Origin of the sequence: Methylomicrobium album BG8 (assembly GCF_000214275.2) — a bacterium.
Classification (GTDB): domain Bacteria; phylum Pseudomonadota; class Gammaproteobacteria; order Methylococcales; family Methylomonadaceae; genus Methylomicrobium; species Methylomicrobium agile.
This window is the reverse complement of the sequence record NZ_CM001475.1, coordinates 1996479-2022921: the sequence shown is the minus strand read 5'-3', so window position 1 is coordinate 2022921 and position 26443 is coordinate 1996479. Positions and strand designations below refer to the sequence as shown.

At 55.4% G+C, this 26443-nt stretch carries 27 protein-coding genes; 10 read left to right on the top strand and 17 right to left on the bottom strand.

Annotated elements, in window-relative coordinates:
- The first annotated feature begins 182 nt into the window (after positions 1 to 182).
- From METAL_RS08770 to METAL_RS08760, 3 genes are all read left to right on the top strand, one after another.
- Positions 183 to 1139, top strand: coding sequence for an IS5 family transposase (locus METAL_RS08770; RefSeq protein WP_005369238.1), 957 nt, complete (start codon positions 183 to 185; stop codon positions 1137 to 1139).
- Positions 1140 to 1613: 474 nt separating this feature from the next.
- On the top strand, positions 1614 to 1850 hold the full coding sequence (locus METAL_RS08765; RefSeq protein WP_005371528.1) for a hypothetical protein: 237 nt from the start codon (positions 1614 to 1616) through the stop codon (positions 1848 to 1850).
- A gap of 124 nt (positions 1851 to 1974) precedes the next feature.
- Positions 1975 to 3582 carry an NAD(P)/FAD-dependent oxidoreductase gene (locus tag METAL_RS08760; RefSeq protein WP_005371526.1) on the top strand — a complete coding sequence of 536 codons (1608 nt, stop codon included), beginning with the start codon at positions 1975 to 1977 and terminating at the stop codon, positions 3580 to 3582.
- A gap of 21 nt (positions 3583 to 3603) precedes the next feature.
- Here METAL_RS08760 and METAL_RS08755 read toward each other — a convergent pair whose 3' ends face one another.
- Entirely contained in the window at positions 3604 to 3957 is a 354-nt protein-coding gene (locus METAL_RS08755; RefSeq protein WP_005371524.1) for a hypothetical protein, read from the bottom strand.
- A gap of 150 nt (positions 3958 to 4107) precedes the next feature.
- Here METAL_RS08755 and cysD point away from each other — a divergent pair, with 150 nt between their 5' ends.
- The 3 genes from cysD to cysN all read left to right on the top strand — a co-directional run bounded on the left by cysD (position 4108) and on the right by cysN (position 7116).
- On the top strand, positions 4108 to 5016 hold the full coding sequence (cysD, locus tag METAL_RS08750; protein ID WP_005371523.1) for a sulfate adenylyltransferase subunit CysD: 909 nt from the start codon (positions 4108 to 4110) through the stop codon (positions 5014 to 5016).
- A 42-nt stretch (positions 5017 to 5058) separates the two neighbouring features.
- Positions 5059 to 5406 (top strand): four helix bundle protein, encoded by a 348-nt coding sequence (locus tag METAL_RS08745; protein WP_005371522.1) that lies wholly within the window; start codon positions 5059 to 5061, stop codon positions 5404 to 5406.
- An 87-nt stretch (positions 5407 to 5493) separates the two neighbouring features.
- A complete protein-coding gene (gene cysN / locus METAL_RS08740; protein WP_005371520.1) occupies positions 5494 to 7116 on the top strand; it encodes a sulfate adenylyltransferase subunit CysN in 1623 nt (540 codons plus the stop codon).
- A 134-nt stretch (positions 7117 to 7250) separates the two neighbouring features.
- Here the strand turns inward: cysN and METAL_RS08735 are convergent, their stop codons facing one another.
- Positions 7251 to 7886 carry an MlaC/ttg2D family ABC transporter substrate-binding protein gene (locus tag METAL_RS08735; protein ID WP_005371519.1) on the bottom strand — a complete coding sequence of 212 codons (636 nt, stop codon included), beginning with the start codon at positions 7884 to 7886 and terminating at the stop codon, positions 7251 to 7253.
- Positions 7887 to 8087: 201 nt separating this feature from the next.
- Between METAL_RS08735 and hemB the strand changes: the two genes are divergently transcribed.
- From hemB to dinB, 4 genes are all read left to right on the top strand, one after another.
- Positions 8088 to 9047 carry a porphobilinogen synthase gene (hemB, locus tag METAL_RS08730; RefSeq protein ID WP_245549523.1) on the top strand — a complete coding sequence of 320 codons (960 nt, stop codon included), beginning with the start codon at positions 8088 to 8090 and terminating at the stop codon, positions 9045 to 9047.
- A gap of 114 nt (positions 9048 to 9161) precedes the next feature.
- A complete protein-coding gene (locus METAL_RS08725; RefSeq protein ID WP_005371517.1) occupies positions 9162 to 9665 on the top strand; it encodes a hypothetical protein in 504 nt (167 codons plus the stop codon).
- Between the two features lies 1 nt (position 9666).
- On the top strand, positions 9667 to 10509 hold the full coding sequence (aroE, locus tag METAL_RS08720) for a shikimate dehydrogenase (protein WP_005371515.1): 843 nt from the start codon (positions 9667 to 9669) through the stop codon (positions 10507 to 10509).
- Between the two features lie 520 nt (positions 10510 to 11029).
- On the top strand, positions 11030 to 12142 hold the full coding sequence (dinB, locus tag METAL_RS08715) for a DNA polymerase IV (protein WP_005371514.1): 1113 nt from the start codon (positions 11030 to 11032) through the stop codon (positions 12140 to 12142).
- On the opposite strand, the gene METAL_RS08710 is transcribed toward dinB, so the two are convergent.
- The 15 genes from METAL_RS08710 to flgB all read right to left on the bottom strand — a co-directional run bounded on the left by METAL_RS08710 (position 12125) and on the right by flgB (position 26311).
- Positions 12125 to 12871 (bottom strand): hypothetical protein, encoded by a 747-nt coding sequence (locus METAL_RS08710; protein WP_005371513.1) that lies wholly within the window; start codon positions 12869 to 12871, stop codon positions 12125 to 12127. The genes dinB and METAL_RS08710 overlap by 18 nt on opposite strands.
- Positions 12872 to 12882: 11 nt before the next feature.
- Positions 12883 to 13854, bottom strand: coding sequence for a flagellar motor protein MotB (gene motB / locus METAL_RS08705; RefSeq protein ID WP_005371512.1), 972 nt, complete (start codon positions 13852 to 13854; stop codon positions 12883 to 12885).
- Between the two features lie 47 nt (positions 13855 to 13901).
- Positions 13902 to 14759 (bottom strand): flagellar motor stator protein MotA, encoded by an 858-nt coding sequence (gene motA / locus METAL_RS08700; RefSeq protein ID WP_005371511.1) that lies wholly within the window; start codon positions 14757 to 14759, stop codon positions 13902 to 13904.
- A gap of 130 nt (positions 14760 to 14889) precedes the next feature.
- The gene (locus METAL_RS08695; RefSeq protein WP_005371510.1) at positions 14890 to 16158 is read right to left on the bottom strand and encodes an EAL and HDOD domain-containing protein; all 1269 of its coding nucleotides are present in this window, start codon (positions 16156 to 16158) and stop codon (positions 14890 to 14892) included.
- Positions 16159 to 16393: 235 nt separating this feature from the next.
- Complete coding sequence (flgL, locus tag METAL_RS08690; protein WP_005371509.1) at positions 16394 to 17320, bottom strand: flagellar hook-associated protein FlgL; 927 nt, start codon at positions 17318 to 17320, stop codon at positions 16394 to 16396.
- 9 nt (positions 17321 to 17329) lie between these two features.
- Positions 17330 to 18985, bottom strand: coding sequence for a flagellar hook-associated protein FlgK (gene flgK, locus METAL_RS08685; RefSeq protein WP_005371507.1), 1656 nt, complete (start codon positions 18983 to 18985; stop codon positions 17330 to 17332).
- Between the two features lie 24 nt (positions 18986 to 19009).
- Positions 19010 to 20062 carry a flagellar assembly peptidoglycan hydrolase FlgJ gene (flgJ, locus tag METAL_RS08680; protein ID WP_005371505.1) on the bottom strand — a complete coding sequence of 351 codons (1053 nt, stop codon included), beginning with the start codon at positions 20060 to 20062 and terminating at the stop codon, positions 19010 to 19012.
- Positions 20063 to 20075: 13 nt separating this feature from the next.
- Positions 20076 to 21182 (bottom strand): flagellar basal body P-ring protein FlgI, encoded by a 1107-nt coding sequence (locus METAL_RS08675; protein ID WP_005371503.1) that lies wholly within the window; start codon positions 21180 to 21182, stop codon positions 20076 to 20078.
- A gap of 19 nt (positions 21183 to 21201) precedes the next feature.
- Positions 21202 to 21876: a flagellar basal body L-ring protein FlgH gene (gene flgH, locus METAL_RS08670; RefSeq protein ID WP_005371501.1), complete on the bottom strand. Its 675-nt coding sequence runs from the start codon at positions 21874 to 21876 to the stop codon at positions 21202 to 21204.
- Between the two features lie 13 nt (positions 21877 to 21889).
- Complete coding sequence (gene flgG / locus METAL_RS08665; RefSeq protein WP_005371499.1) at positions 21890 to 22678, bottom strand: flagellar basal-body rod protein FlgG; 789 nt, start codon at positions 22676 to 22678, stop codon at positions 21890 to 21892.
- A gap of 50 nt (positions 22679 to 22728) precedes the next feature.
- Positions 22729 to 23469 (bottom strand): flagellar basal-body rod protein FlgF, encoded by a 741-nt coding sequence (gene flgF / locus METAL_RS08660; protein WP_005371497.1) that lies wholly within the window; start codon positions 23467 to 23469, stop codon positions 22729 to 22731.
- A 22-nt stretch (positions 23470 to 23491) separates the two neighbouring features.
- Positions 23492 to 24787 carry a flagellar hook protein FlgE gene (gene flgE, locus METAL_RS08655; RefSeq protein ID WP_005371496.1) on the bottom strand — a complete coding sequence of 432 codons (1296 nt, stop codon included), beginning with the start codon at positions 24785 to 24787 and terminating at the stop codon, positions 23492 to 23494.
- A gap of 15 nt (positions 24788 to 24802) precedes the next feature.
- Entirely contained in the window at positions 24803 to 25474 is a 672-nt protein-coding gene (locus METAL_RS08650; protein ID WP_005371494.1) for a flagellar hook assembly protein FlgD, read from the bottom strand.
- 10 nt (positions 25475 to 25484) lie between these two features.
- Positions 25485 to 25901 carry a flagellar basal body rod protein FlgC gene (flgC, locus tag METAL_RS08645; protein ID WP_005371492.1) on the bottom strand — a complete coding sequence of 139 codons (417 nt, stop codon included), beginning with the start codon at positions 25899 to 25901 and terminating at the stop codon, positions 25485 to 25487.
- Between the two features lie 2 nt (positions 25902 to 25903).
- Entirely contained in the window at positions 25904 to 26311 is a 408-nt protein-coding gene (gene flgB, locus METAL_RS08640; RefSeq protein WP_005371491.1) for a flagellar basal body rod protein FlgB, read from the bottom strand.
- Positions 26312 to 26443: the final 132 nt, after the last annotated feature.

Sequence of the window (26443 nt, the reverse complement as noted above, 5' to 3'; positions counted from 1 at the left end):
CCTGCAACTTCCGGTAAAAACTGCTTTAGCACAGACAAAAGCGCAGAAAACGGTCAAAATATTTGAGACAAAAGTAAACGCCGATCAACCTAAAAATGTGATTTTCCCTTAAGGAAACTCTGAATAAGTCCTACGCCTGGGATAAAATATCCGCAGCTTGCCATTTTCGATAGGTGCCCGCCATGAAGCAACTCGGACTCAGTGCCCCACTGTTTGTGAAGAAACCGAAACAGACTCGGCGGCAGCAATTTCTCCAAGAGATGGAGCAGGTAGTGCCTTGGAGTTTGTGGACGAGCCGGATAGCGCCGCACTACCCGACAGCGGGCCGAGGCCGCCGCCCCTTTCCCTTGGCGACGATGTTGCGCATTCACCTGATGCAGCAGTGGTTCGGCTATTCCGATCCGGCGATGGAGGAAGTATTGCACGACATGCCGCTGCTGCGCGAGTTTGCCGGGCTCGATGCGGGCGAGGACGCCCTGCCGGATGAAACCACGATCCTCAAGTTCCGGCATCTGCTGGAACGCCATCAGTTGGCACAAACCCTATTTGATGAAACGGCGGCGCTGTTGGCCGAAAAAGGCCTGTTGCTACGGCAAGGCACGATCGTCGATGCGACATTAATCGCTGCCCCGCCGTCCACCAAGAACCGGGCGCGCAAACGGGATGCCGAGATGAGTTCGACCAAGAAAGGGAACAATTACCACTTTGGGATGAAGGCGCACATTGGGGTCGATGCCGAGTCGGGGTTAGTGCATACTGTGGAGATGACCACCGCCAAGGTGGCGGATGGGGTCATGACGGAGGCGTTGCTGCACGGCGAGGAACGGGTCGTGCTGGGCGATCGGGCCTATACCCGCAAGGACCGGAATCTGGCGGCGGATCGCCTGGAAGGTGAGCCGGTTTGGGCCTTTCCGTTCAAGCGGGGGAAGGGTGAGGAGTTGCCGGTAGAGCAAGCCCTTCACAACCACATGCTGGCGCCGTTACGCGCCATGGTCGAACATCCGTTCCGGATCGTCAAGCGCCAGTTCGGCTATACCAAAGTGCGTTACCGGGGGCTGTTCAAGAATGCCCAACAACTCTACTTGCTGTTTGCCCTGGGCAATCTTTATCACGTTCGGCAGGCGCTGCAGCCGACCTAGGGAGACCTTTGTCCTTCGCCCTGGAAAACCGAGAACACTGAGTGAAATCACCCCGATAGCGGGCGCTGCCGGGAAGGATTTGCCCATTTTCGGCGAGGTGCCACGGATGTCGCACGGTGTCGCTTATAAAAACCACTTATTCAGAGCTTCCTTAAAGAATGCATCGAAAAAATGAAAAATTCCCGAGACGGAATATGAGCGAAGCAGGCAAAGATCGGCAAAAACCGGCCTTACCAGTGGCCATTCCGGTAGCCGGCCGGTGCTCCGCCGGCCGATATACGGGAGCGCCGGCTTGCGGACCGACGAAGAAAGCCCCTGGTGAACGCCTGGTAAAAGGACCCCATTCTGGTCCATACTACGGTCCAGTGATCTTTTATCCCGCCGGTCCGGCACACAAACCGAGTTTCATCATCAAAAGAAAGCTCGGGTATAATGCCCTAACCAAAGATAAATCCGCGCGAGGCGGTCACCGCTATGCCTTCCGATTACCGTCCCATTCTGGATAAAATCAAAACCGGCGATTGGGATGCCGCGCATCGGTCGATTCAGAACTTCTCCGACCCGCTGGCTTGCCGGATCCATGCCTTTCTGCATCGACAGGAGGGCGACCTCGACAATGCGGCCTACTGGTACGCCCGTGCAAAAATGACGCCGCCTGCCGATAGCTTGACCGAAGAACTCGACCGCCTTTATCGATTGGCGCAAAAATAAATCGTGCACCGAAATTTTCAAGTCCCGAAAACAATCCTGCGGTTCCGCCCGCCTTTGAATATTTACCTTCCTTTTTTTAATAACCGCGCCGGTCCAGGCGCTGCCCATTCCTTTTGCCGTACCGATGCTGCGTATTACCGAACTCAAACTGCCGCTCGACCATTCCGAAAACCAGCTGAAATCCGCTATCATTCAACGTTTAGGCATTAACGCCGGACAGCTGAAAAGCCACAGCATCTTCCGCCGCGGCTACGATGCCCGGAAACGCGACAGCATTACGCTGATTTATACGCTCGATGTCGAACTGGAAAACGAAGCCGTCGTGCTGGCGCGCTTTCGGGACGATCCCCACATCGCCCCTACCCCGGACACCCGCTATCATCCTGTCGCGCAGGCACCGCAAAACCTGGCGACAAGGCCGGTCGTGATCGGCTTCGGGCCTTGCGGACTTTTCGCAGGACTGCTGCTCGCGGAAATGGGGTTCCGTCCGATCATTCTGGAGCGAGGCAAACCGGTGCGCGAGCGCACCAAAGACACCTTTGGCCTCTGGCGCCAGCGGGAATTCAATCCGGAATCGAACGTGCAATTCGGCGAAGGCGGCGCGGGCACCTTTTCAGACGGCAAATTGCACACTCAAATCAAGGATCCCCACCATCGCGGCCGCAAGGTGCTGACCGAATTCGTGAAGGCGGGCGCGCCGACGGAAATCCTCTATTTGAGCAAGCCGCACATCGGCACGTTCAGGCTGGTGTCGATGATCGAGGAAATGCGCGGCACGATCGAAGCTCTGGGGGGCGAGATCCGTTTTCAAAGCCGCGTCGAGGACATTTTGATCGAAAACGGCGCAGTGCGCGGCGTGGCGCTGGCGAACGGCGAGACGATCGATGCCGATCACATCGTGATCGCGGCCGGCCACAGTGCGCGCGATACCTTCAAAATGCTCTACGAACGCGGCGTCTATATCGAGCCGAAACCGTTCTCGATCGGCTTCCGGATCGAGCATCCGCAATCGCTGATCGACCGCTGCCGCTTCGGCAGCTATGCGGGGCACCCGCTGCTCGGTGCGGCCGATTACAAACTGGTGCACCACTGCAAGAACGGCCGCTCCGTTTACAGTTTCTGCATGTGCCCCGGCGGCACGGTCGTCGCCGCCACCTCCGAGCCCGGCCAGGTGGTGACCAACGGCATGAGCCAGTATTCGCGCAATGAACGCAACGCGAACAGCGGCATCGTGGTCGGCATCACGCCCGACGATTATCCGGGATACCCGCTGGCCGGCATCGACCTGCAGCGGGAACTGGAAAAAAGAGCCTTCGAACTGGGCGGCGGCACCTACGATGCGCCGGGCCAACTGGTCGGCGATTTTCTGGCCGGCCGCCCATCGACCGGATTCGGCTCGGTGCAGCCGTCTTATACCCCCGGCGTGCATCTAGGCGATTTGAGCAAGGCTCTGCCCGCTTATGCAATCGAGGCGATCCGCGAAGCGCTTCCCGCTTTCGATAGAAAAATCCCCGGCTTTGCGATGCAGGATGCGGTGCTGACCGGCGTCGAAACTCGCACCTCCTCGCCGATCCGAATCAAGCGCAACGGGGACTATCAAAGCCTGAACACGCGCGGCCTGTATCCGGCCGGCGAAGGTGCGGGCTACGCCGGCGGAATTATGTCGGCAGCGATCGACGGGATCAAAGCGGCGGAAGCGGTCGCCCTGAACATCATCGGAAAGAGAAAATAATCGCCGCGCCGGAGGAAGGATTCACTTCGAGCGCTTGGTCGTGTTGAAGACGTAAGAAGCCACGACGCCGCGGTTATCGAACTTGATCACCAGGTCTTCGGTTTCGCCCTCGCTGAACAGGCTGTACCGATAATGCCCGTAAGTCCAGGTCTTCATTCCGTTATCGATGCCGGTGCGCCAGGGTGCGCCGAAGGTCGTATAGATGTCGTTCTGGGTCGTCTGGCCGATCCGTATGGTCGAAACTTGGCCGGCCGGAAATTCGTGCCCGATCGAAGCGCACCCCGACACAGACAGAAACACCAGCATCGCGGTCAGGCGGGCGGCGTTCTGTAGAATTCCGCAACGGCGGACCGGGGAACAATCGTGGAAGCGCATGGAAATATCCTTTCGAAAAATGAGAGGCGTCATCATAAAGCAATCACCGGTAAAATTCCTGTCCTTTTGCGCGCACGGCTGGCAATCGAAGGCCATACGAATTAGAATAACGGGTTAAACTCAAGCTTACCGAATTATCTGGCCCACTTAATGATTGATTATAAACTGACGCATCTGAAACAGCTTGAAGCTGAAAGCATTCACATCATTCGGGAAGTTGCCGCCGAATTCGAACGGCCGGTGATGCTGTATTCGATCGGCAAGGATTCCGCGGTGATGCTGCACCTGGCGATGAAAGCGTTCTATCCGGGAAAGCCGCCGTTTCCCTTGATGCATGTCGATACGACCTGGAAATTCCGCGACATGATCGCCTTCCGCGACAAAATGGTGAAGGATCTTGGTCTCGAGCTGTTGGTCTATATCAATCAGGACGGGGTCGACCAGGGCATCGGGCCGTTTACGCACGGCAGCAAGAAACATACCGACGTGATGAAAACCGATGCCCTGAAACAGGCATTGGACAAATACAAGTTCGACGCAGCTTTCGGCGGCGCCCGCCGCGACGAGGAGAAATCGCGCGCGAAGGAGCGGGTCTATTCTTTCCGCGACAAAAATCACCGCTGGGATCCGAAAAACCAGCGCCCGGAACTTTGGAACATCTACAACGGCAAGATCGACAAGGGCGAAAGCATCCGCGTGTTCCCGCTGTCGAACTGGACCGAACTGGACATCTGGCAATACATCCATCTCGAAAACATCCCGATCGTCCCTCTTTATTTCGCCAAGGAGCGCCCGGTCGTGAACAAGGACGGCATGCTGATCATGGTCGACGACGAACGGATGCCGATCGGACCGGACGACAAGATCGAAATGAAGAAGGTCCGCTTCCGCACGCTGGGCTGCTACCCGTTGACCGGCGCGGTCGAATCGAATGCGACGACACTGCCGGAAATCATCCAGGAAATGCTGTTGACCACGACCTCCGAACGCCAGGGCCGCCTGATCGACCACGACCAAGCCGGCTCGATGGAGCAGAAAAAGCGCGAAGGGTATTTCTGAAATCAGGTTCAAGGTACAGGATATAAAGTTCAAAACAGCATCATGCGATTTGAAGACCTGGAAGTTTGGAAAATCTCTTGTAGGCTGTGCGTTGAGCTCTACAAAGTACTTGAAGAATGCCACGATTTCGGCTTTAAAGATCAAACCACTCGCTGTGCGCTATCTATTCCCAGCAACATCGCTGAGGGTTATGAGCGAGGCAGCAACAAAGATGCCACTAAATTTTTCTATTACGCCAAAGGCTCTGCCGGCGAATTAAGAACGCAAATCTATATTAGGGTAAAAATTGGGCACTTTGATAACGAAACAGGAATTTCTCTAAAAAATGAAGCGGAAAAAATTTCCAAAATGCTTTCCTCGCTTATCAAATCCCGCCAGCCTAAACCTTGAACCTTGAACCTTGAACCTTGAACCTTGAACCTTGAACCTTGAACCTTGAACCTTGAACCTTGAACCTTGAACCTTGAACCCAACCTAATGTCCCACCAGTCCGATTTAATCAGCACCGACATCAACGCCTATCTGGCGCAACACGAACGCAAGGAACTGCTCCGCTTTTTAACCTGCGGCAATGTCGACGACGGCAAAAGCACGCTGATCGGCCGCCTGCTGCACGACTCCAAGATGATCTACGAAGATCAGCTGGCCGCGGTGCAGGCGGACAGCGTCAAATCGGGTACCACCGGCGCGGGCAAGATCGATCTGGCGCTGCTGGTCGACGGGCTGCAGGCCGAGCGCGAACAAGGCATCACGATCGATGTCGCTTACCGCTATTTTTCGACCTCGACCCGCAAATTCATCATCGCCGATACCCCCGGCCACGAGCAATACACCCGCAACATGGCGACCGGCGCGTCGACCTGCGATCTGGCGATTATTCTGATCGACGCCCGCTACGGCGTGCAGACCCAGACCAAACGGCACAGCTTTATCGCGTCCCTGCTCGGCATCCGGCACATCATCGTCGCGGTCAACAAAATGGACCTGGTCGATTACAGCGAAGCGACTTTCAATAAAATCAAGCGCGACTATCTGGAATTTACCGCCGCGCTGTCGCTGCACGACATCCGCTTCATCCCGATTTCGGCACTGGACGGCGACAACGTGGTCAATCGCAGCGGGAACATGCCGTGGTTCGACGGCGAGCCGCTGATGGACGCGCTGAATAACGTGAAGATTGCGAACGACCATAACTTTATCGACGCGCGCTTCCCGGTCCAGTACGTAAACCGGCCCAACCTGAATTTCCGCGGCTTCTGCGGCACCGTCGCGGCCGGGGTGTTCCGGAAAGGCGACCCGATCACCGCCCTGCCCTCCGGCAAGACCAGCAAAATCAAGTCGATCGTAACTTACGACGGCGAGCTTGCCGAAGCTTTCCCGCCAATGGCAGTTACCTTCACGCTGGAAGACGAGATCGACATCAGCCGCGGGGACATGATCGTCGGCAACGAAACCCTAACAGCGATCGTTGCCGATAAATTCCGTGCGCACATCGTCTGGATGCACGAAAAGGCATTGACGCCCGGTCGGCAGTACACCCTGAAGCTGGCTACCCGCAGCGTGTCCGGCTCGGTATCGATGATCCACCACCGGATCGACGTGAATACGCTGGAACACCACGATGCCAGCGAGCTGAAGCTGAACGAGATCGGCCACTGCACCGTATCGGTCAATGCGCCGGTCGTGTTCGACGCTTATAAAACCAGCAAAGGCACCGCTTCTTTCATCATCATCGACCGCCTGACCAACGGCACGATCGGCGCGGGCATGATCCTCGGCACGACCGAAGAGGAAACCCTACCCCCGGTCAGCGTCGAGGAGCGCGCGGCCCGCTTCAGCCAACAGGCCTCGGCCGTTTCGCTCACCGGCACGAACGCCAGGGAAATCGCTTATCAACTGGAAAGAAAACTGTTCGACAACGGCCATGCCGCGACCGTGCTGGAAACCGCCGATGCCGCCCTGATCGAGGCAATCAAAAACGCCGGCCTGATCGGCTTGTGCGTCAACGGCGAAGCGCAATGCAACGCCGAGTTCGACAGCGAGGTGCTGCCGATCGATGAAATCTACAACGGGCTGAAAGACAGAAAGATCATTTACTGAAGAAAATCCGGAACGGGACTGCAAAAGCGCCACCCGGAAACCGGCAGGATAGCGTTTATCGCTCTAAATGTCCGATGACAAGGCCGGGAAGGCGGAAGGCATTGACGATGTGCCTTCCGCCTTTATTTTTAGGATCAGGACTTCGTCGACAACGCTTCCGCGTTACGCTTGGCCAGGCTTTCGATCACCGCGCCCAGCGAACCTTTTTGCTGCACTTCATTCGTGAAAGTCGTCCGGTAGTTGGTGACTAGGCTGACGCCTTCGATCATGATGTCGTAAGCCTTCCACTGTCCGGTTTCGCTCAAAAACATCCGGTAATTGACGCCGACCGGCTGAATGCCCGGCTGCAGCACTTCGGTTTTGACGACCACCTTGTTGGAGCCCGGCTCCATGTCCATCGGCAGGAAGCGGACCGACCACTCCTTGAATTCGATGAAAGCGCGCGAGTACGTTCTAACCAACAATGTCTGGAACTCCTGCTTGAAGCGCTCACGTTCTTCCGGGGTAGCGGTTTTCCAGATTTTGCCCAACACCAGCGCGGAAATCTTGTCGAAATCGGTATGCGGATAGATCACTTCATTCACGAATCGAGTGATTTTTGCGAAATCGTGCTTAAAGGAACTATCCTGCAGGCGTTGTTTCAGCTTGTCCGCTGCATCCTGGATTGCTTGTTGAGGCGGTAGCAAGTCTTGCGAATAAGCGCTCGATACCGGTAAAAATGCCATAAAAAACAGACATAAACCGAAAAGCGTAATTTGTTTGAACTTCATATTAATCCTCAGAATGATAGAAACCTGTTGCCTGTCATTTTCAAATGATCAAAATGACTTTCCTGTTACAATAAAAAATTTGCGGAACCGCGCCTGCCGATTTGCAGCGTGGTGCTTAACGTTGAGATTTTCTTAAATACCAAAAGTTCTGGCAAGATGACCTATCATACCACCAATTTTCCCAAAATACGCATGAGAAGAATGCGTTACAGCAACTTTTCGCGCCGCTTGATGCAAGAGCACCGCTTGTCCGTGGACGACCTGATTTATCCGGTATTCGTGACCGAAGGCAGCAATGAAAGAATCCCGATCGTGTCGATGCCCGGCATCGAAAGACTATCCGTCGACCTCCTTTTGGAAGAAGCCTACGAACTATTCAGTCTCGGCATTCCGGCGCTTGCGCTGTTTCCGGTCATTCCCCTAGAAAAAAAGTCCGATCTCGCCAAGGAGGCTTACAATCCGGAAGGACTCGTGCAAACCACAGTCCGCGCCCTAAAAGAATCCGTGCCTGAACTCGGCGTCATTACCGACGTGGCGCTGGATCCTTACACTTCGCATGGGCAGGATGGCCTGATCGATCAGGACGGTTATGTGCTGAACGACGAAACGATCGAAGTGCTGGTCAAACAGGCCCTGTCGCACGCCGAGGCCGGCGCCGACATCGTCGCCCCCTCGGACATGATGGACGGGCGCATCGGCGCGATTCGGCAGGCGCTGGAAGCCAGCCGCCACCGCAACACCAAGATATTGGCCTACTCCGCAAAATATGCGTCGAGTTTTTACGGCCCGTTCCGGGACGCGGTCGGCTCGTCGGCCGCGCTGGGCAAGGCCAACAAATACAACTACCAGATGGATCCGGCCAACTCCGACGAAGCCTTGCGCGAGATCGCGCTGGACTTGCAGGAAGGCGCCGACATGGTCATGGTCAAACCCGGCATGCCCTATCTCGACATCATCCGCCGGGTCAAGGACGAGTTCGGCGTCCCGACCTTCGCCTATCAGGTTTCCGGCGAATACGCCATGCTGAAAGCGGCTTCGATCAACGGCTGGCTCGACGAAAAACAGGTGGTGCTGGAATCGCTGCTGGCATTCAAACGCGCCGGCAGCGACGCCATTTTGACCTACTTCGCCAAGTCCGTGGCAGAATGGCTGCAAAATTGAACTCAGGCACATCGAACTGAAACTCAACCGCTTTGCCGAGCTCAAAAAGTCCAGAGCGGCCGGCAAGAGCGCCGTAAAACAATCACAACGATAACGACAAACGGAGTCCCGGATATGATTCTTACCGCAAGGCGCAAACGCCAGATCGAAGCCATCATCTTGATTATACTGCTGATATTGTCGCTCGGCGGTATTTTTATCAATGACTACGCTCCGTCCGACGGTTTCGGCTACTGGGTCATGATGGTCTTCGTATTCGCCTTTTTCTCGATCATTCTGGGCTGGCTGCAATCGCAACAGGAAGGTGAAAATTTCGCGCCGGTGTTGCGCGATCAGGCGCTGCATTGGCTCTGCACCCTGCTCGTAGTCGGCGGCGACTCGATCGTGCTGAAGCCGGAAAACAACTCCGGCCTGGTCATTCTGCTGATTCTGTCGCTCGCGGTGGTGCTGGACGGCGTGCGCATCGGCTGGCGCTTCAGCGTCGTCGGCATCTTTCTGGGCGTCTCGGCGGTGATTCCGACTTATACGCAACATTTTTTCTGGGTGGAACTGATCATCGTCGCCACCATCATCACCCTGACCATCATCTGGAGCTTTTGGCTGAGGAGAAACAATTAACATGCCCGCAATTGACCGTTATGCCGTCTTCGGAAGCCCGATCAAACACAGCAAATCGCCCCAAATCCACCGCCTGTTCGCCGAACAGACAGGCCAGTCGCTCAGTTACGAAGCGCAGGAGGTAAAGGCCGAGTCATTCGCCGAGGCAGTCCGCGCCTTCTTCGCCGCCGGCGGCAAAGGCCTGAACTGCACCGTGCCGCTGAAGGAACTGGCCTACCGCTTTGCCTCGCACAAAACTGGACGCGCGGAACGCAGCAAGGCGACCAATACGCTCGCCCTGCAGGCGGACGGCACGATTCTAGGCGACAATACCGACGGCTGCGGCCTGGTCGGGGACCTGCTGAATAATCATCGCATCACGCTCGCGGGCAAACGCATCCTGATTCTCGGTGCGGGCGGCGCCAGCCGGGGCATCCTCGGGCCGATCCTGGAAGAAGCCCCGGCCGCTCTGGTGATCGCGAACCGGACCGTCGAAAAAGCGGAGAGGCTTGCCGAAGAATTCGAATGTCTCGGCAGCATTGCCGGCTGCGGCTTCGAAGCGCTTGCCGGACGGCAATTCGACCTGATTCTGAACGCCACCTCCGCCAGCCTGAGCGGCGAACTGCCTCCCCTGCCCGAACATCTGCTCGCCGATAAAGGCAACTGTTACGATCTTGCCTACGGCAACGAGCCGACCGCCTTCGTGCGCTGGGGAATCGCCCAGGGGGCGCAAAAGAGCCTGGACGGGCTCGGCATGCTGGTCGAACAAGCGGCCGAAGCGTTCTTCATCTGGCGCGGAGTCAGGCCCCAGACCCATCCGGTCATCGATCTGCTCGACAGGGAAAGAAAAGTCGTTGAAACCTAGAGCATTTTCATACCGCGTGTAGGGAATTCCTCACCTTCTGAAGGGCGCCCTGCCGTTAAGTCCAGCCCCGTAGGGTACGCTGTGCGTACCTTTCGACATTGAAGGTACGCGCAGCATACCCTACGGGGGCTGAACCCGTAAGATACCGGTGCCGGACGGGATATTTATCCCGTCTGTAACGTTTAGCATCGCGCGAACACAGACGATGATTTTATGCTGGCGGTAGGTCTTCAAATGGGGGGAACGGGGTTATCAACCTCATCCCGCGCAGGGGGATTGCCGAGATCCAGATGACAGGGAGGCATGAGAGCCCACCTTCCTGGGTTTCCGGATACGGCAACGCTCCCTGCGTTGCTCTAACGCCTGCATCCTTGCAGTCGTCCGGCAATCCCTGCCGGAATGACCTGTTTTCCTTACGAAGGCCATATTCCCAAAGCGAAATGCTCTAGCCGGCTTGGCGGACGCAACGCTTATCCACCTTATAGGCATCCCGATCAGCCAAGCTGCCTAAGGAAACTCCATGACTGCCGACCTGCCTTTACGCAAAATCATCCATATCGACATGGACGCTTTTTATGCCGCGGTCGAGCAGCGCGACAATCCCGCCTATCGAGGCAAACCGGTTGTAGTCGGCGGCCGGCCCGATTCGCGGGGCGTGGTCGCGACCTGCAGCTATGAAGCCAGAAAATTCGGCATCCGTTCGGCGATGGCCTCCTCCCAGGCTTACCGGTTGTGTCCCCAGGCGATCTTTGTAAAGCCCCGGTTTGAAGTTTACAGAGACGTCTCGGCAGCGATCCGGCGCATTTTTTCCGACTATACCGAACTGTTCGAACCACTGTCGCTCGATGAAGCGTATCTGGACGTGACCGTGGTTTCACGCTGCCGGGGATCGGCTACCTTGATTGCCAAGGAAATCAAGGACAAGATTCGACAACAAACCGGACTGACCGCTTCGACCGGCGTTTCCTACAACAAATTCCTGGCGAAGATCGCCTCCGATCTCGACAAACCCGACGGATTGTGTCTGATTACGCCGGAACAGGGCCCCGGATTTGTCGAACGCCTGCCGGTCGGCAAATTTCACGGCATCGGCAAGGCCACCGAGAAAAAAATGCACGAACTGGACATCCGGTCCGGGCTGGATCTGAAACGCTGGCCGCTGTCTTTATTGGTGCAGCATTTCGGCAAGGCCGGACAGCATTATTACGACATTGCCCGCGGCATCGACCACCGGCCGGTCCGCAATTTCCGCCCGAGCAAATCGGTCGGCGTGGAAATCACCTATCCGGAAGACCTCGCCGAACCCAACCTCATCCTGCAGCAACTGATCGACCTGATGGGCAAGGCACTCGCGCGGCTGACCGCGAAACAGATGACGGCGCATACGCTCACGGTCAAAATCAAATACCATGACTTCGTGCAGATCACCCGCAGCAAAACGCTGCCGCAGGCCATTACGGGAGTGGAAGGGTTCGAGGCCATACTGGCCGATTTGCTGAAAGATACCGAGGTCGGCGTCAAAAAGGTACGCCTGCTGGGCATTGCCCTGTCGTCCCTGCACAGTCCGGAGTTACTGCATTACCGGCAAACGGACCTGTTCGCCTTCTCCATGCCGTCACATTTCCCAAATTAACAGGCGGGTATGCCGCGCGTCGTTCAACTGCACGATCCTGGCGGGAGCACAGTCCGGCACGGCAAAGGAATTGCTTACAAACAAAGAACCTGCCCGCATTTCATGCTTCGCCTTTCGCCAGAGTTCGGCCATGGGTTCCGGCGACAGGAAAGCGTAGACGACATCGTAATCCGCCAGATTTTCATTCCAGAAGCTGCCGTAACGGACATGCACGCCACTCTTCTTCGAGCGCAGCCGACTCACCAGAAAAGGAAGCGGCGCCGACTCGATACCGTAGAACCGCCCGGCCGGCTTTTGCTCGGCAAGGCGGGCCAGCAGGCCACCCAAGCCGCTGCCCAAATCGAGAAAACGGAACGGCCGGTGCCCGGGCAACAGCGAGGCCAGCGCCGCGCAGCTCGTTTCGTTGGAGAGATAAAGCGGGACTCTTTCCTTGGCATTACTGAAAAAAATCAGCCAAAGCAATAAAAATCCTCCCAAAAAAAAATGGGGGGACAAGTTGAGGCCGGATACCAGCAACAGCATCGGCACAAAAAGCCCCTGTATGACGAACCACCACGGAGGCAAACCGAAAAGCCAGCTCGACACGACGGCGGTTGCGCTTTGCAGGAGCGTCAACCCCCACCAAGGCAACAACAGGCCAAAAAGCAGGCTCGCTTTAAATGCCAGAAACGCGGCAAGCAATGCTCCCGCCTGCGCCAGCAAGGCGGAAAAAACGACCGGCAGACGCATCGATGCCGAGACTAGCGGCTTACCGGCTGGGGAACAGGCGGCTTGATCTCCGGCACGGCCGGCGACGGCGGCAAAGAAGAATTGTTCAGCAGCTTTTTCTGTGCGAAGTCGCGGACGTTGGCGCTGTTGATAACGCCTTCTTCGGTTCGCTTATTCAGGACGATGATCGAAATTCTCCGATTGATCGGATCGAGGGGGTTGTCCTTGTTCAGATGGACGCTGGAAGCCAGGCCCACGACCCGGATGATCTTTTCGTCCTTTAACCCGCCCCGCACCAGTTCTTTGCGGGCGGCGTTGGCGCGATCCGCCGACAACTCCCAGTTCGTATAGCCCTGCCCATTGCCGGGAAAGGGAGCGCTGTCGGTATGTCCCGAAACGCTGATCCGGTTCGGCAATTCGTTAATGACCGGAGCGAGCTGATCCAGAATCTGCGCCGCGTAAGGCTCCATCTTGGCACTGGCCGTATTGAACATGGCCTTTTTTTCCTGATCCATGATCTGGATGCGCAACCCTTCCGTCGTAAAGTCGATCATCAGCTGGTCCTTGTACTGATTCATCAGCGGGGTGGTTTCGATCAAATTATCGATTTTTTCCTTCAGTTGCTTCAGGTGGTTGATATCCCGCCGTTCCGCTTCCTCATCGACATCCCTGTCGCTGGCCTCGGCAATGGATTCCTGCTTGCCTTCATTGGTCAACTTGACCTGCCCCTCGGACTGCGTCACATCTTGCCCGCCGCCCTGGATCAGGCTGGTCGCATCGCCGGTATTGGCCCCGCCGGCAATGGACGGCCTCCAGGGGTCGGTAAAATAATCGGCAATCCCCTGCCGAATCGAAGGCTCGGTCGTGCCGAGCAGCCACATGAGCAGAAAAAAAGCCATCATCGCCGTCACGAAGTCGGCATACGCCAATTTCCAGGCGCCGCCATGATAGCCGTGTCCGCCTTTTTTTATTTTCTTGATGACAACAATCGGATTTTCATTCATGCGGGCGGATTTTCATTCATGCGGGTAGCGTAAGGCCAATATCGTTTTTATTGTTTGTTATTCTTGAGATGCTCTTCCAGCTCTATAAAAGGCGGACGCTCGGCGGAGAACATGACTTTTCGGGCAAACTCCACTGCCACGGGAGGGGCATAACCGTTCATCGAGGCAATAAAGCCGGCCTTGATGCTTTGATAGTATTTGGTGGACTCGGCCAGCTTCTGCTCCATCAGGCCGACCAGAGGGCCGATAAAACCGTAGGAAAGCAGAATCCCGAGAAAAGTGCCGACCAGCGCCGCACCGATGAGCTGGCCCAATTCGGCGGGAGGCTTGCCTACCGAACCCATGGTATGGACTACGCCCATGACGGCAGCGATGATCCCGAAAGCCGGCAAACCGTCGGCCAGGCGCGACAAGGCGCTGATAGGCAAATGCCCCTCTTCATGGTGAGTTTCGATTTCGAGATCCATCAGATTGTCGACCTGATGGACATCGAAATTGCCCGCAACCATCAACCGAAGATAGTCGGTAATGAATTCGACGGCATGGTGATCGGCAAGCACATTGGGCGCCGCGTTAAAAAGGGGACTTTGCGAGGGGTTGTCTATGTCGGCCTCGATGGCCAACAATCCCTGCTGCCTGATTTTGACGAAAATATTGTTTAACAAGGTCAGAGTTTCCAGATAAAACGTTTTTGTATATTTGGAACCTTTGAATACGCCTCCCAAACCGCGTAACGCCGCTTTCAATACTTTCGGGCTGTTGGAAACGATAAAGGCGCCTACAGCCCCTCCAAAGATGATCACAAACTCAAACGGCTGCACCAGAACGCCGACATGCCCTCCCGCCCCCATGTATCCGCCCAACAGAGCGCCAATAACTACGATATATCCAATAACGACAAACATGCAGCCTTCTCTTCAAATATAATCAGCAAATATTATCAGGTAATTCCGTTTTCGGTACGGCGAAGATATTAAAAGTATAGCGGATTATTTGAATCAGGCGGGCTTTCTTTTCGAGAAACCAGAGGACGGCCTAGGCGAGCTCATTCAGAATATCCTCTGCGCTGGTAATGGCCTGTATATAGATTGCGACCAATTTATCCATGGCGACCAATTCCGCAAACGGTTCGAGCGAATGGCCCTGTTCAAGCGCTTGAATGCAATTCAATCCGACACTGTAAGGCCCCGTACGCTCAACCAGTGCTTGGGTCATTTCGGCTTGAATAGGCATATCCTTTACCAATTGATCGAGAGGCTGGCCGAACATCCCGTCAAGGATCGACAGCAGTCCCACGGCATAAGCGCTTTCCGGCTTACCGAGTGCGAGCTCTTTGCTCATCGAGTAACATAATTCGGCGCGGATCAAGCCCGTTTTTATTATCTCGACGCTTTTCACGGGCATATCGGACATGATGACCAGGCTTGCCCAGGCCCTCAGTCTTTTTAAACCGATAAACAAGACGGCTTGCTGAATGGAGTCGACTTTTTTAGTAAAGCCGAAAAAGGCCGAATTAATGAATCGCAGGGCTTTAAAGCTGAGTTGGGGATCCAGAGAAATCAACCGGGCCAACTCGTCCAGACCCACCGCTGGATCATTGATTCGGGAAATCATCTTTATCAATAAATTCTGATTGGTCTGCAGAATTTTGGTATTCAATATCTGGGGCCTGGCGAAAAAGTATCCTTGAAAAAGATCAAAACCCATTTCCAGCACCTTTGCAAACTCGGCATACGTTTCAACTTTCTCCGCAAGCAAAACCAATCCTTTCTTCTTTAAATCGGCAATATTTTGCGAATAGGCTTCGAGGTGGAGTCCGGTAATATCGATTTTGACGATAGAGCAATAAGGTAATAAAGGAGACCAATGAGGCTCGAACCTGTAATCATCCAGGGCGATAATAAAGCCGCTCTCATGCAGCTTACGTATGCCGCCTACCAGTTCGGCGTCGATTTCAATGTCTTCCAGAACCTCCAGCACGAAACGGTCCTTATCCAGCGGTAAGGCTTGCCCATCGGTAAACAATGTTCTCGTAAAATTCACAAACGCTTTATGAGGCCCGACCAAATGTTTCACGCCGAATTCAAGAAACGTATAAAGCAGGGTACGCGCCGTTACGAGATTTCCGTTGGCGCCTTCCTCCGGCCCGGAATTCCGGTATCGATACAGCAACTCATAACCATAGGTCCGTTGATTGCGGTCAAGGATGGGCTGGCGTCCTACTTGAACGATCTCTGTCGGGCATTCCAGCTCTGTTTTGGGATTATTATCCGGCACGCAGTGTTTTCTATGTCTAAACGCCATGTTATGAATCTGCGATTCACGCCTTTACCTTACAGAATGCCATAAACACGGAGCAAATCGGAAGTCATTTCTCGACTTCACGGGAAACGCCGCCATTCTATCGCCGAGCCGATATATACCCTGGCTTTATATTCCGGCTTTCGGCGAATAAGTTTAACCGCATGATCAGATGTATATGGATAACTTGCTATACGCCCGGACAGAAAGCCGGAAGTATCGGGAAAGTCCTCCGAAGTCAAAAGAGGTTGAATAGCGACAGCTTTTGCACCTGTACGAAAGCCTGCTGAGCCGCCTGCAATGCAGTGGATTGAAGACTGAAGCGGCTGATGGCATCGGCATAATCGACATCCTCGATTCCGGATAATACCGTTTGGATGTTAAGCACCTGATCGGCATGCATGTTTTCTTGCTGATCCAATACGTTGAGCCGAACCCCTATCGAGGATTGCACATTGATTATCCTCTCCATGGATTGCTTAATATCGTCCAGCGAACTGGATTCCGGCGCATTGCTTTTTAGGTCGGCGATAAATTTGTCTATCGCTTCAAAAGCGTTATCGATGCCGGGAGATGGACCGGCGGGGGGAGGCGCGCCGGTAGGCACTCCAAAAACACTCTCGCCCGGGTTTCCGTCAGCCACCAGACGATCCGTACCGATTTGAATCTGCCGCTGATTGCCGTCTCCGCCGTAGGCATATCCCCCGCCGGGGGCGGGAACCTTTTCGAAAGGCTGGGTATCGCTTTTAAATCCTGCAAACACATATTCGCCGTTCGCGTTTCGGCTGTTGGCTATCGCCACCAGTTGATCCTTCAAGCCCTCCATTTCCGTGGCGATCGCATTCCTGTCGCTCGGCGAATTCGTGTCATTCAAGCCCTGAATTCCCAACTCGTTGATTTGTTGAAAAATATCCACCGCGTTCTGCAATAGTCCGTCCTGTAACGAAAGCCTTTGCCTGGCGGTATCGATATTTCTTTGATACTGCTCGGTCTGATTGAGGTTTTGATTCAGATCGACCACGCGCGCAGCGGCTGCGGGATCATCGGACGGCGCCAGTATTTTTTTGCCGGAAGACAGCTGCATCTGGGTCTGGCTCAACCGGACCTGCTGGTTCAGAATGGAATTGAGGCTCAATTGCTGCGCCCAAGAAGTCGAAATTCGCATGACAGTCTCCTATCGAATAGCTCCGATGAGGGTATCGAACAGGGAATTGGCGACGGAGATTGCCTTTGCCGCCGCCTGATAAGCATTCTGAAATTTAATCAGATTCGCCGCCTCTTCGTCCAGGTTGACCCCCACCAGATTTTCCCGGGTTTGTTTGGCCTGGTTCAGCAAAACCTGCTGAGCCGATTGGCTGGTTTTTGCCGATTGCGTGCTGGTCCCAACCTGGCTCACCAATTGGCCATACGCGGAAGAAAGCGTGGAGCGGCCTCCCGATAGAATAGGCTGCTGTTCAAGATTCGCAAGCTTCAGCGCATTGGTATTGTCCCCCGGAACGGAAGCGCCATTGCCCGCCGCGGCGATTTCCTCGGGATCGCCGATATTGATCTTCAGGTTTTCGGCCGCGTAAAAGGCGGGGCGGATCAGAAAGCTCGAAGCGCCGGTCGGCGGCGTAGACAAGCTGATCGTCATCCCTTCCACATTGACCGGGCTTCCGGGAAAGCCGGCGATATTGATCGCCTGCTTGTCGCTCAGGCGGGTCAACGTATAATTGGTGCCGTCGTAATCCAAACGATAATCGCTGGGGTTCAGGTTCGCCGTATTGGCCGGATCGTAAGTGGCAGCGATGCTGCCCCCTCCCGGCAGGCCGGGATTGACCGTAACCGGCACATTCATGCCGGTGCCGCCCAAGGCGAATAAATCCTGGCCCGGCGCGCCGTTCAAATCGAAGCCGCTGTTATGTATCGCGTTGAACTGCACGGACAAAGCGGCAGCCAAGACTCCCAACTGTTGTTGCGCGGGGTCCAGAATCTGATCCCGAAATTTGAGCTCGCCCGATAATTCGCCGCCCGTGATCGACTGCGTGATGGGCTGGCCGTTGATAACGATATCCTTATAGGAATTATCGAAAGTGGAGCCGGCCAGCGATAAAGTCGCCGCACTCGCATTGGAAACCAAAGACTGCCCTTTGCCGATGATCAGGTTGACCGAGCCGTCGTCCATATTGAGCGCGGACACGTTGATTTTCTCGGCGATCTTGGTGATCAGCGCATCGCGCTGGTCCAGCAGATCGTTCGGCATCTGCATACCGCCAGTCCGTCCGAACTCCGCGGTGATTTTAACGTTCAGATCGGCGATGGACTGCGCATAGGTATTGATATCGTCGAGAGTGGCCTGCATCTGCTTGTTCGTCTGATCGCGCAAACCGTCGAAAGACGATGCCATGTCATTGAATTGTTGCGCCAGCGAACCGGCCTGCCCCAGCATGGCCTGGCGGGCGGCCAGGGAAGTCGGGTCATTGGCGACATCATTGACCGCGCTAAAAAACGATTTTAAAGTCACCGGCAGGCCCGAGTCGTTGTTGCCGACCAGCGTGTCCACTTGCGATGCCATGCCCGCCAAATAGTCCGACTCGGCGAAGGCGGAGGTGCTGGAATTGAGCTGCTGATTGATAAATTGATCGTAGCTGCGCGTAATATTGACGACGTTGACGCCCTGTCCGATGTACCCTGCCCCCGTAAATTGAGGGGGACGGGCGCTCAGCTCGACCTGTTGCCGGCTATAACCTTCGGTATTGACATTGCTGATGTTCTGGCTCGTCGTCGCCAGCCAGCGCTGGGAAGCGAAAAGCCCTGTCAACGCCGTTTCTAAAATCCCCGTTCCAGCCATGATCTTGTCCTGCTTCGGTTGTTATCAGGCCCGATCGTCCATCGCCGCGGCAAGATCGGGTTGAATGTTGTTCATTGTTGCGCCGCGATAAATGCTGATGATCTTCTCGGCGTATTTCGGATCCGTCGCATAGCCTGCCTGCTGCAATCCGCGCAGATACCGTTCCGGACTATCAGCCTGTTTCAAGGCGTCGCCATAGCGCGGGTTGTTTTTAATCAATCGCACATAATCCTGAAAACTTTCCTCGAACGAATCATACGCACGAAATCCTGCGTTGGTTTTCCTGCCGACGCCTCGTTCGAATTCCAGCGCCTGGACCGACACTTGTTCCCCCTGCCATGCCCTTCCGGCTTTGATGTTGAACAAGTTGAAGGTGCTTTCACCCTCCCGGTTTTTGATCAACGAACGCCCCCAATTCGTCTCCAGTGCCGCCTGCGCCAGCAGCACTTTCGGCTCGACGCCCAATTCCCTGGCGGCCCGTTCGGCAATGGGATGCAAATGCCTGACAAAATCCTGTGCGGAATATATCGGCAGATCGCCGGATTTCTTGAATGAAAATTCCGAATCCCCGCCCTCCAAGGCAAGCTTTTCACCGTTGACCGAAGCCGGATTGATTTCTTCTTCATTCCCGATCGCGGCATCCGACGCTTCATGACTCTCATCGATCTTGCCGAGGATACGGCTGTCGACTTTGCCGTGCCGGCCCGGCATCGCCTTGCCGGCGGTGGAAGAGCGGTTCAGATAATCCTCGATATTCATTTTTCCGGTCTTGTCATCGTCGGCCTCTTCGCGTTTCATCTGCTTGACGATCAAATCCGCCAGCCCAACCGATCCCGACAGATTCGACGCCAACTGTTGATCGTACATTTCGCCGTAAAACTTGCTTTGCTCGTTATCCAGGATACCGTCCGCCAGTTTCGACTCGCGCATGCTTTTGAGGACCTGATTCAGGAAAACGGCCTCGAATTGCTTGGCGGCCGCTTTCAAGGCTTCCGGAGACTCTTTCCTGGCTTCGGTTTTCAGCTTCGCAAGGGCGTTGAGGTCGGTATAAACATCGGACCGGTTCGCGTTTAACATAAGAAACCTCCCGCTAAATGACTATCAGCTCGGCGCGCAGGGCGCCGGCGGTCTTGAGGGCCTCCAAAATGGCGACCAAATCGCTCGGCCCGGCCCCGACGGTATTGACCGCCTTGACGATTTCATCCAGGGACACGCCGGCATTGAATACGAACATCCGGTTTCTTTCCTGTTCGACTTGCACATCCGATTGCGGCGTCACCACGGTCTGGCCGCCGGAAAACGCATTCGGCTGGCTGACCTGCGGATTTTCGCTGATGGTCACCGTCAAACTGCCGTGCGACACGGCGGCCGGCCGCACCCGAACTGTATTGTTGATCACCACGGTTCCCGTGCGGGAGTTGACGATGATCCGCGCCGGCGCCTCGTCCGGCATGATATTGATGTTTTCGACCAATGCCGCGAACGAGACTTTTTGCGCCACATCGAAAGGCCCCCTGACGCTGACCGAAGCGGCATCGACCGGCCTCGCGGTATTGGCGCCCAGTTCTCTGTTGATGGCTTCGGCCATTCGATTGGCCGTCGTAAAATCGGCCGCATGCAAATTGAAAGTTAAAATGTTGCCTTCCGAAAAAGGCGTTTTGACCGTACGCTCGATGGTGGCGCCGTTCGGAATCCGGCCGACGGTGGGATTGTTGACGGTAATGTTGGAACCGTCCCGGCCGGTCGCGCTCAAGCCGTTCACGACCAGATTGCCCTGCGCGACCGCATAAACTTGGCCGTCCGCGCCCTTCAGCGGCGTCATCACCAAGGTGCCGCCCCGCAGACTTTTCGAGTCGCCGATTGCGGAAACCGTGACGTCGATGGTTTGCCCCGGCTTGGCGAACGGAGGCAAATCGGCCTGAATCGCCACGGCGGCGATATTTCTCGATTTGGGATCGACGCCGGGAGGCAAGGTCACGCCGAAGCGGCCCATCATGCTGCGCAAGGTTTGCCCCGCAAACTTGGTTCTATCCCCGGATTTGTTGTCCACGCCCACGACCAGCCCGTAACCCACCAACTGATTGGTCCGCATTCCTTCGACGGAAGCGATATCCTTGATCCGTTCGCCTCGAACCGAACCGCTGAGAGCCAGTCCCAGCATGGCGAATAAACCGATGGCCTTGCGTACGCTCTTCATGTTTCAGACTCGCTCGAATTCAGAAAGGAAACCACGGACTATAGATGATCCTGGCAAGCCATCCCATTTTGCTGGCGTCCGCCATGGCGCCTTCTCCGGTATACATAATGGTCGCATCGGCCACTTTGTCCGAGGAAACGGTATTGGACGTGTCGAGATCGACAGGCCTGACGATACCCGAAAGCCGGACGTATTCGTCGCCCTGGTTCAACGTCACTCTTTTCTCGCCGCGCACCCGCAAATTGCCGTTCGGAAGGACTTCCACGACCGTAACGGAAATATTGCCGACCAGACTGTTGCTCTGGTTGGCCTCGCCTTCCCCGTTAAAGTCCCTTTTGCCGGCCAGTTCGGTTTTCGCATCGTTGCCGGTGAGGGACGACAGCGCGAATCCGGCGACAGTCGGCGCCGACACCAGCACATCGAGGTCCTTTTTCGCACTCAGATCGTCCGCCTTTTTGGCCTGGGTCAACTCCTGAAGCTTGATGGTCAACACATCCCCCACCCGCATCGCCTTATTGTCTTCGAACAGGCGCATGTCGTAACCGGCCTGGTAGATGGCGCCGCTATTCGACACGGGAGGCTGCAATGATGCCGGCGCCACCGGCGCGAATGCGGGATCTTTGGGCGGCACGGTCGTGCAAGCCGACAACAGAATGGACGCCAACCCCAAAAGTCCAAGCTTTTGCATGATCATCCTCATTCTCCCGCTACAGTTGCTGGGTCACGAACGAAAGCATTTGATCCGTGGTCGATATGGCCTTGGAATTCATCTCGTAAGCCCGCTGGGTTTCAATCATGTTCACCAGTTCTTCGACGACATTCACGTTGGAGGTTTCCAGAGAGCCCTGCAATAACGTGCCGTATTCCTGGTCGCCCGGCGTGCCTATGAGCGGCGCGCCGCTGGAGACCGTTTCCCGGTAAAGGTTTTCGCCGACCGGTTCAAGACCGGTAGGATTGATGAAATCCGCCGTCTGGATCTGTCCGACCTGAACCGGCGCGGCATTTCCCGGCTGCAACACCGAAACGGTGCCGTCCCGGCCGATCGTGATGCTGAGCGCATCGTTCGGTATCGTAATCGCCGGTTCCAACTGCAAGCCGCCCGAAGTCACCAGTTGGCCGTTGGAGTCGAGTTTCAAGGTTCCGTCGCGGGTATAATTAATGTCGCCGTTCGGCATCAGGATTTGCAAATAACCCCTGCCGTTGATCGCGACGTCCAGGGAATTTTCGGTCTGCTGAATATTTCCCTGCGTATGCAGTTTCTCGGTAGCGACAGTTCTGACGCCGGTGCCCAACTGCAGGCCCGACGGCAATTCGGTATTTTGAGTCGTCTGCGCGCCCGCTTGCCGAATATTCTGATAAACCAGATCCTCGAATAGCGGCCTGGATTTTTTGAATCCGGTGGTGTTGACGTTCGCCAAGTTATTGGCGATAACGGCCATCCGGGTTTGCTGGGCGTCCAGGCCGGTTTTGGCGACCCATAAAGCGCGTTCGGTCATGGTAATCTCCTGCGTGTCAAAGAATTGTCTCGATCAAACTCATGCAGGGTTTATGCCATCTGCATCAGTTTGGCGCCGATGCTGGCATTGTCATCCGCCGCTTTCATGACTTTGGTTTGCAATTCGAAATTTTTGGACAGTTCGATCATCTCCACCATCGCGCTGATCGCGTTGACATTGCTGCCTTCCAAGGAACCCTGCACCAGCCTGACGTCGGCGCTGGCCTCCGCCGTTTTGCCGCCTTTCAAATGCATCAGCCCGTCATTCAACTTTTCAAGATCGCCCGGCGCCGGCTGGACCAGCTTGATCCGGTCCAGCATCGCCATATTGGTGGAGTTAACGCCCATCGGAATGATGCTGATCGTGCCGTCCCTGCCGATTTCCAGCTTTCGTGCCGGCGGCAGGGAAATCGGCCCATTTTGCCCCAGAATCTGCAGGCCGGCGCCGTTCTGCAGCAAGCCCTCGGGAGTGATCCGAAGATCGCCTGCGCGGGTGTAGGCTTCCTTGCCATCGGCCGTCCGTACCGCCAGCCAGCCGTCGCCCTCGATCGCAACGTCCAGTTCGCGGCCGGTGGTTTGCAGCGCACCGATTGACAGATCCGTCGCCGGCCTTTCGGTCATCGCATAAACGCGCGTCGGATAACCGGCGCCGAACACCGGCATGCTGCGGAATTGCTCCAGATCGGCCTTGAATCCCGAGGTTTGAGTGTTCGCCAAATTATTGGCGTTTGCCGTTTGCGCCAATAATGTTTGCTTGGCTCCGCTCATCGCGATATAGAGACTCTTATCCATTACGGCTCTCCCGGCTTAGCGTTTAACGGATATTCAAGATGCTTTCGGTAACGGTTTTTTCAACGCTGATGGCCTGGGCATTGGCCTGATAGGCTTGCTGGCCGATGATCAGCCGTACCAATTCCGAGGTCAAATCCACGTTGGAAGCTTCCACCGCGCCCGACTGGATCTTCCCGAAACTTCCCGTGCCAGGCGCGCCGACAATCCGTTCGCCGGAGTCCGCGCTTTGCGCCCAAGTCGTATCGCCCAATTTCGCCAGCCCTTGCGGATTGGGAAAACGGGACAGCGCGACCTGGCCCAACGTTTCCGCTTTACCGTTGCTGTATTTGGCGTAGACGACTCCGGAATCATCGATATCGATCCCAACCAAGTTACCCGAAGGAAAACCGTTCTGAGCCAGATTATTGACCGAAAATACACTGCTGTATTGGGTCGTTCCGGTAAAGTCAAAGGTCAGGCTGAGCGGATCGACGTTCAGATTGGGATCCAGCGTCGTGGAGTCGATCGGGCCGTAAGCGAGCGGCATCACCGTCGTCAAGTTTCCGGCCGTGTCGAACGTCATCGTCTTAAATGATTGGGAACCGTCGAGCGGTAGAGGCGCTGCCGTACCGTCGGTATTGATCGGTTTGCCGTCAACGAACAGATACGTATTCCAGGTATTCGGCGTCGTCGGGCTCTGACTGACGTAATAAGTAGTGGCGATATGGGAGTTTCCTTGCGAGTCGTAAATCGTCAAGGACGTAGAGTGATTGTAGGAATTCGGAACCGCAGGATCCACGGTGGTAGCGGTCGGCGTGACCTGGGTCGACTGCAGATTCGAACTGACGCCTATGGTGCTGGTGGCGGTCGGCGATCCCTGATTGGCCTTGACCTGCAAAGGCTGCAAAACTCCGGTGCTGAATCCCGCGGCCACCGTCGTTCCGTTTGGCTTGAACGTCATCAGGTACAGGCCCTGATTGTTCACCACATAGCCTTCCTTGTCCAGTTTGAACTCTCCGTCCCGGGTAAATGCGGTAGGCTGATCCGACGTCGCGCTGCTTCCCAACGAAAAAAAACCGTCGCCGCTGATGGCCAGATCCAGATTGTTGCCGGTCGCATTGATGTTGCCCTGCGTAAACTGTTGCGCCACATTCGCCACCCTGACCCCGGTCCCCGCCTGAATACTGCTGACGCCGCTGACGCTGGCGGCATAGACATCGGAAAACTCTGCCCTGGATTCCTTGAAGCCAACCGTGTTGGCATTGGCAATGTTATTGCTCGTCACGTCCAAATTTTTCGAAGCGGCATTCATGCCGCTGACCGCTGTAAAGAAAGCCATGTGATTTCTCCGAAATTAAAGAATCTGTGTGATTTGATTGAAGTTTACCGCTCCCAGTCCTTCCAGGTTCACCGTAACGCCCTGCTGGCCGTTGCCCAGAATAACGCTGTCGACCTTGGAATTGACTTGCGTGGCCAATGCTGTATTGGTTCCATCGATGGTCGCCGCCGCCTCCAGTTTATAACTGCCCGGATGCGCCAATACGTTGCCGTCGCTGTAACCGTCCCAGGTGAAAGGCACATTTCCCGCTGTCTGGTTGCCAAGATTCAAGGTCCGCACCGTTTCTCCCGTTTGCGCATCGACGATTTTCAACGTCACATTGGGGGAGTTGCCCGGCAGCACCAGTTGCCCTTGAATCTCGCCGCCTGCCGGCAGAGTGCCCTGACCCGACTGCACGGACACGTAATGCCCCACCAGGCTTGAGGCCTGCAGGGCCTGATCCGAACTGATCGAATCAGCGAAATTTTTAAAAGATTCCTGCAAATCCTGAATTCCCGCCACCGTTCCGAACTGCGCCATTTGCGCCAGAAAATCGCCGTTTTCCATGGGCTTGGTAGGATCCTGGTGAGTCATTTGCGTCGTCATCAGTTTCAAAAAATCTTCCTGTCCCAACGACGACTTTTTAGAAGCCGTCGTTTGGGAGCCCGATAATCCCAGGGCGTTGATCGCATCTATTCCGAGAGTCATGCCATGCCTCCTATTTACCCATTTTCAAGGTTTGAAGAATCAGTTCCTTTGCCGTATTCAAAACCTCCACATTGTTTTGATAAGAGCGGGAGGCCGACATCATATTGGCCATCTCTTCGATCGTATTCACGTTGGGTTTGTAGATGTACCCGTCCTTGTCCGCCAGGGGATGATAAGGCGCATATTCCGCCACCGACGGCTCCTGGCTTTCCACCACGCCCAATACGTTGACGCCGCTTCCCGGTTTCTGCCGGTCGAGAAGATTCTTCAACTCGGAAGCGAATACCGGCTGGCGGGATTTATACACCGTATCCAGACTGCCGCTGACGGCGTTGGCGTTGGCAATGTTGCTGGCGACCAGGTTCAGCCTGACCGACTGGGCGTTCATGCCGCTGCCGGCAATATCGAAAATATTGAAATTGGCCATGCTCATTCACCTCTGAGGGCCGTCATCAGACCCGCTAAACTGTTATTAATGAAATTCAAACTGGCTTGATACTGCACCGCGTTTTCGGCAAATTTGGCCTGTTCCACATGCGCTTCCACGGTATTGCCGTCGAGCGACGCCTGGTTCGGGTTGCGGTACATCATCCTGGCGCCCAGCGTTAACTCGGGGGGAGCAAGGTGATTCGTCCGCGTGCGTTCCAGGTTTAAACCGGAAAGGTTTAAACCGGAAGGCATGTTTTGCTTCAATACCGACGAAAAATCCAGGTCGCGCGCTTTATAGCCCGGCGTGTCCGCATTGACCAGATTCGAGGCGAGCACCTCGCTGCGTTTTTCGCGCAATGCCAGTGCCTGCGCGTGAATCCCCAAGGCTTTATCGAAATTTATAGACATACTTTTTACCTCACGATAGGTCGCTTCGAGATTTCTTAAGCAAATACCGCACCAAAATATTTTTTCTATTTGTAAACAAATATCTGCAATCCGATAAGGGTTTTTGATTACGATAGGACATGATTTCTTGCT

Bases quoted from the DNA above. Each gene is read 5' to 3' on its own strand.
- METAL_RS08770 (WP_005369238.1), top strand. From the start codon at position 183: ATGAAGCAACTCGGACTCAGTGCCCCACTGTTTGTGAAGAAACCGAAA.
- METAL_RS08765 (WP_005371528.1), top strand. From the start codon at position 1,614: ATGCCTTCCGATTACCGTCCCATTCTGGATAAAATCAAAACCGGCGAT.
- METAL_RS08760 (WP_005371526.1), top strand. From the start codon at position 1,975: ATGCTGCGTATTACCGAACTCAAACTGCCGCTCGACCATTCCGAAAAC.
- METAL_RS08755 (WP_005371524.1), bottom strand. From the start codon at position 3,957: ATGCGCTTCCACGATTGTTCCCCGGTCCGCCGTTGCGGAATTCTACAG.
- cysD (WP_005371523.1), top strand. From the start codon at position 4,108: ATGATTGATTATAAACTGACGCATCTGAAACAGCTTGAAGCTGAAAGC.
- METAL_RS08745 (WP_005371522.1), top strand. From the start codon at position 5,059: ATGCGATTTGAAGACCTGGAAGTTTGGAAAATCTCTTGTAGGCTGTGC.
- cysN (WP_005371520.1), top strand. From the start codon at position 5,494: ATGTCCCACCAGTCCGATTTAATCAGCACCGACATCAACGCCTATCTG.
- METAL_RS08735 (WP_005371519.1), bottom strand. From the start codon at position 7,886: ATGAAGTTCAAACAAATTACGCTTTTCGGTTTATGTCTGTTTTTTATG.
- hemB (WP_245549523.1), top strand. From the start codon at position 8,088: ATGCGTTACAGCAACTTTTCGCGCCGCTTGATGCAAGAGCACCGCTTG.
- METAL_RS08725 (WP_005371517.1), top strand. From the start codon at position 9,162: ATGATTCTTACCGCAAGGCGCAAACGCCAGATCGAAGCCATCATCTTG.
- aroE (WP_005371515.1), top strand. From the start codon at position 9,667: ATGCCCGCAATTGACCGTTATGCCGTCTTCGGAAGCCCGATCAAACAC.
- dinB (WP_005371514.1), top strand. From the start codon at position 11,030: ATGACTGCCGACCTGCCTTTACGCAAAATCATCCATATCGACATGGAC.
- METAL_RS08710 (WP_005371513.1), bottom strand. From the start codon at position 12,871: ATGCGTCTGCCGGTCGTTTTTTCCGCCTTGCTGGCGCAGGCGGGAGCA.
- motB (WP_005371512.1), bottom strand. From the start codon at position 13,854: ATGAATGAAAATCCGATTGTTGTCATCAAGAAAATAAAAAAAGGCGGA.
- motA (WP_005371511.1), bottom strand. From the start codon at position 14,759: ATGTTTGTCGTTATTGGATATATCGTAGTTATTGGCGCTCTGTTGGGC.
- METAL_RS08695 (WP_005371510.1), bottom strand. From the start codon at position 16,158: ATGGCGTTTAGACATAGAAAACACTGCGTGCCGGATAATAATCCCAAA.
- flgL (WP_005371509.1), bottom strand. From the start codon at position 17,320: ATGCGAATTTCGACTTCTTGGGCGCAGCAATTGAGCCTCAATTCCATT.
- flgK (WP_005371507.1), bottom strand. From the start codon at position 18,985: ATGGCTGGAACGGGGATTTTAGAAACGGCGTTGACAGGGCTTTTCGCT.
- flgJ (WP_005371505.1), bottom strand. From the start codon at position 20,062: ATGTTAAACGCGAACCGGTCCGATGTTTATACCGACCTCAACGCCCTT.
- METAL_RS08675 (WP_005371503.1), bottom strand. From the start codon at position 21,182: ATGAAGAGCGTACGCAAGGCCATCGGTTTATTCGCCATGCTGGGACTG.
- flgH (WP_005371501.1), bottom strand. From the start codon at position 21,876: ATGATCATGCAAAAGCTTGGACTTTTGGGGTTGGCGTCCATTCTGTTG.
- flgG (WP_005371499.1), bottom strand. From the start codon at position 22,678: ATGACCGAACGCGCTTTATGGGTCGCCAAAACCGGCCTGGACGCCCAG.
- flgF (WP_005371497.1), bottom strand. From the start codon at position 23,469: ATGGATAAGAGTCTCTATATCGCGATGAGCGGAGCCAAGCAAACATTA.
- flgE (WP_005371496.1), bottom strand. From the start codon at position 24,787: ATGGCTTTCTTTACAGCGGTCAGCGGCATGAATGCCGCTTCGAAAAAT.
- METAL_RS08650 (WP_005371494.1), bottom strand. From the start codon at position 25,474: ATGACTCTCGGAATAGATGCGATCAACGCCCTGGGATTATCGGGCTCC.
- flgC (WP_005371492.1), bottom strand. From the start codon at position 25,901: ATGGCCAATTTCAATATTTTCGATATTGCCGGCAGCGGCATGAACGCC.
- flgB (WP_005371491.1), bottom strand. From the start codon at position 26,311: ATGTCTATAAATTTCGATAAAGCCTTGGGGATTCACGCGCAGGCACTG.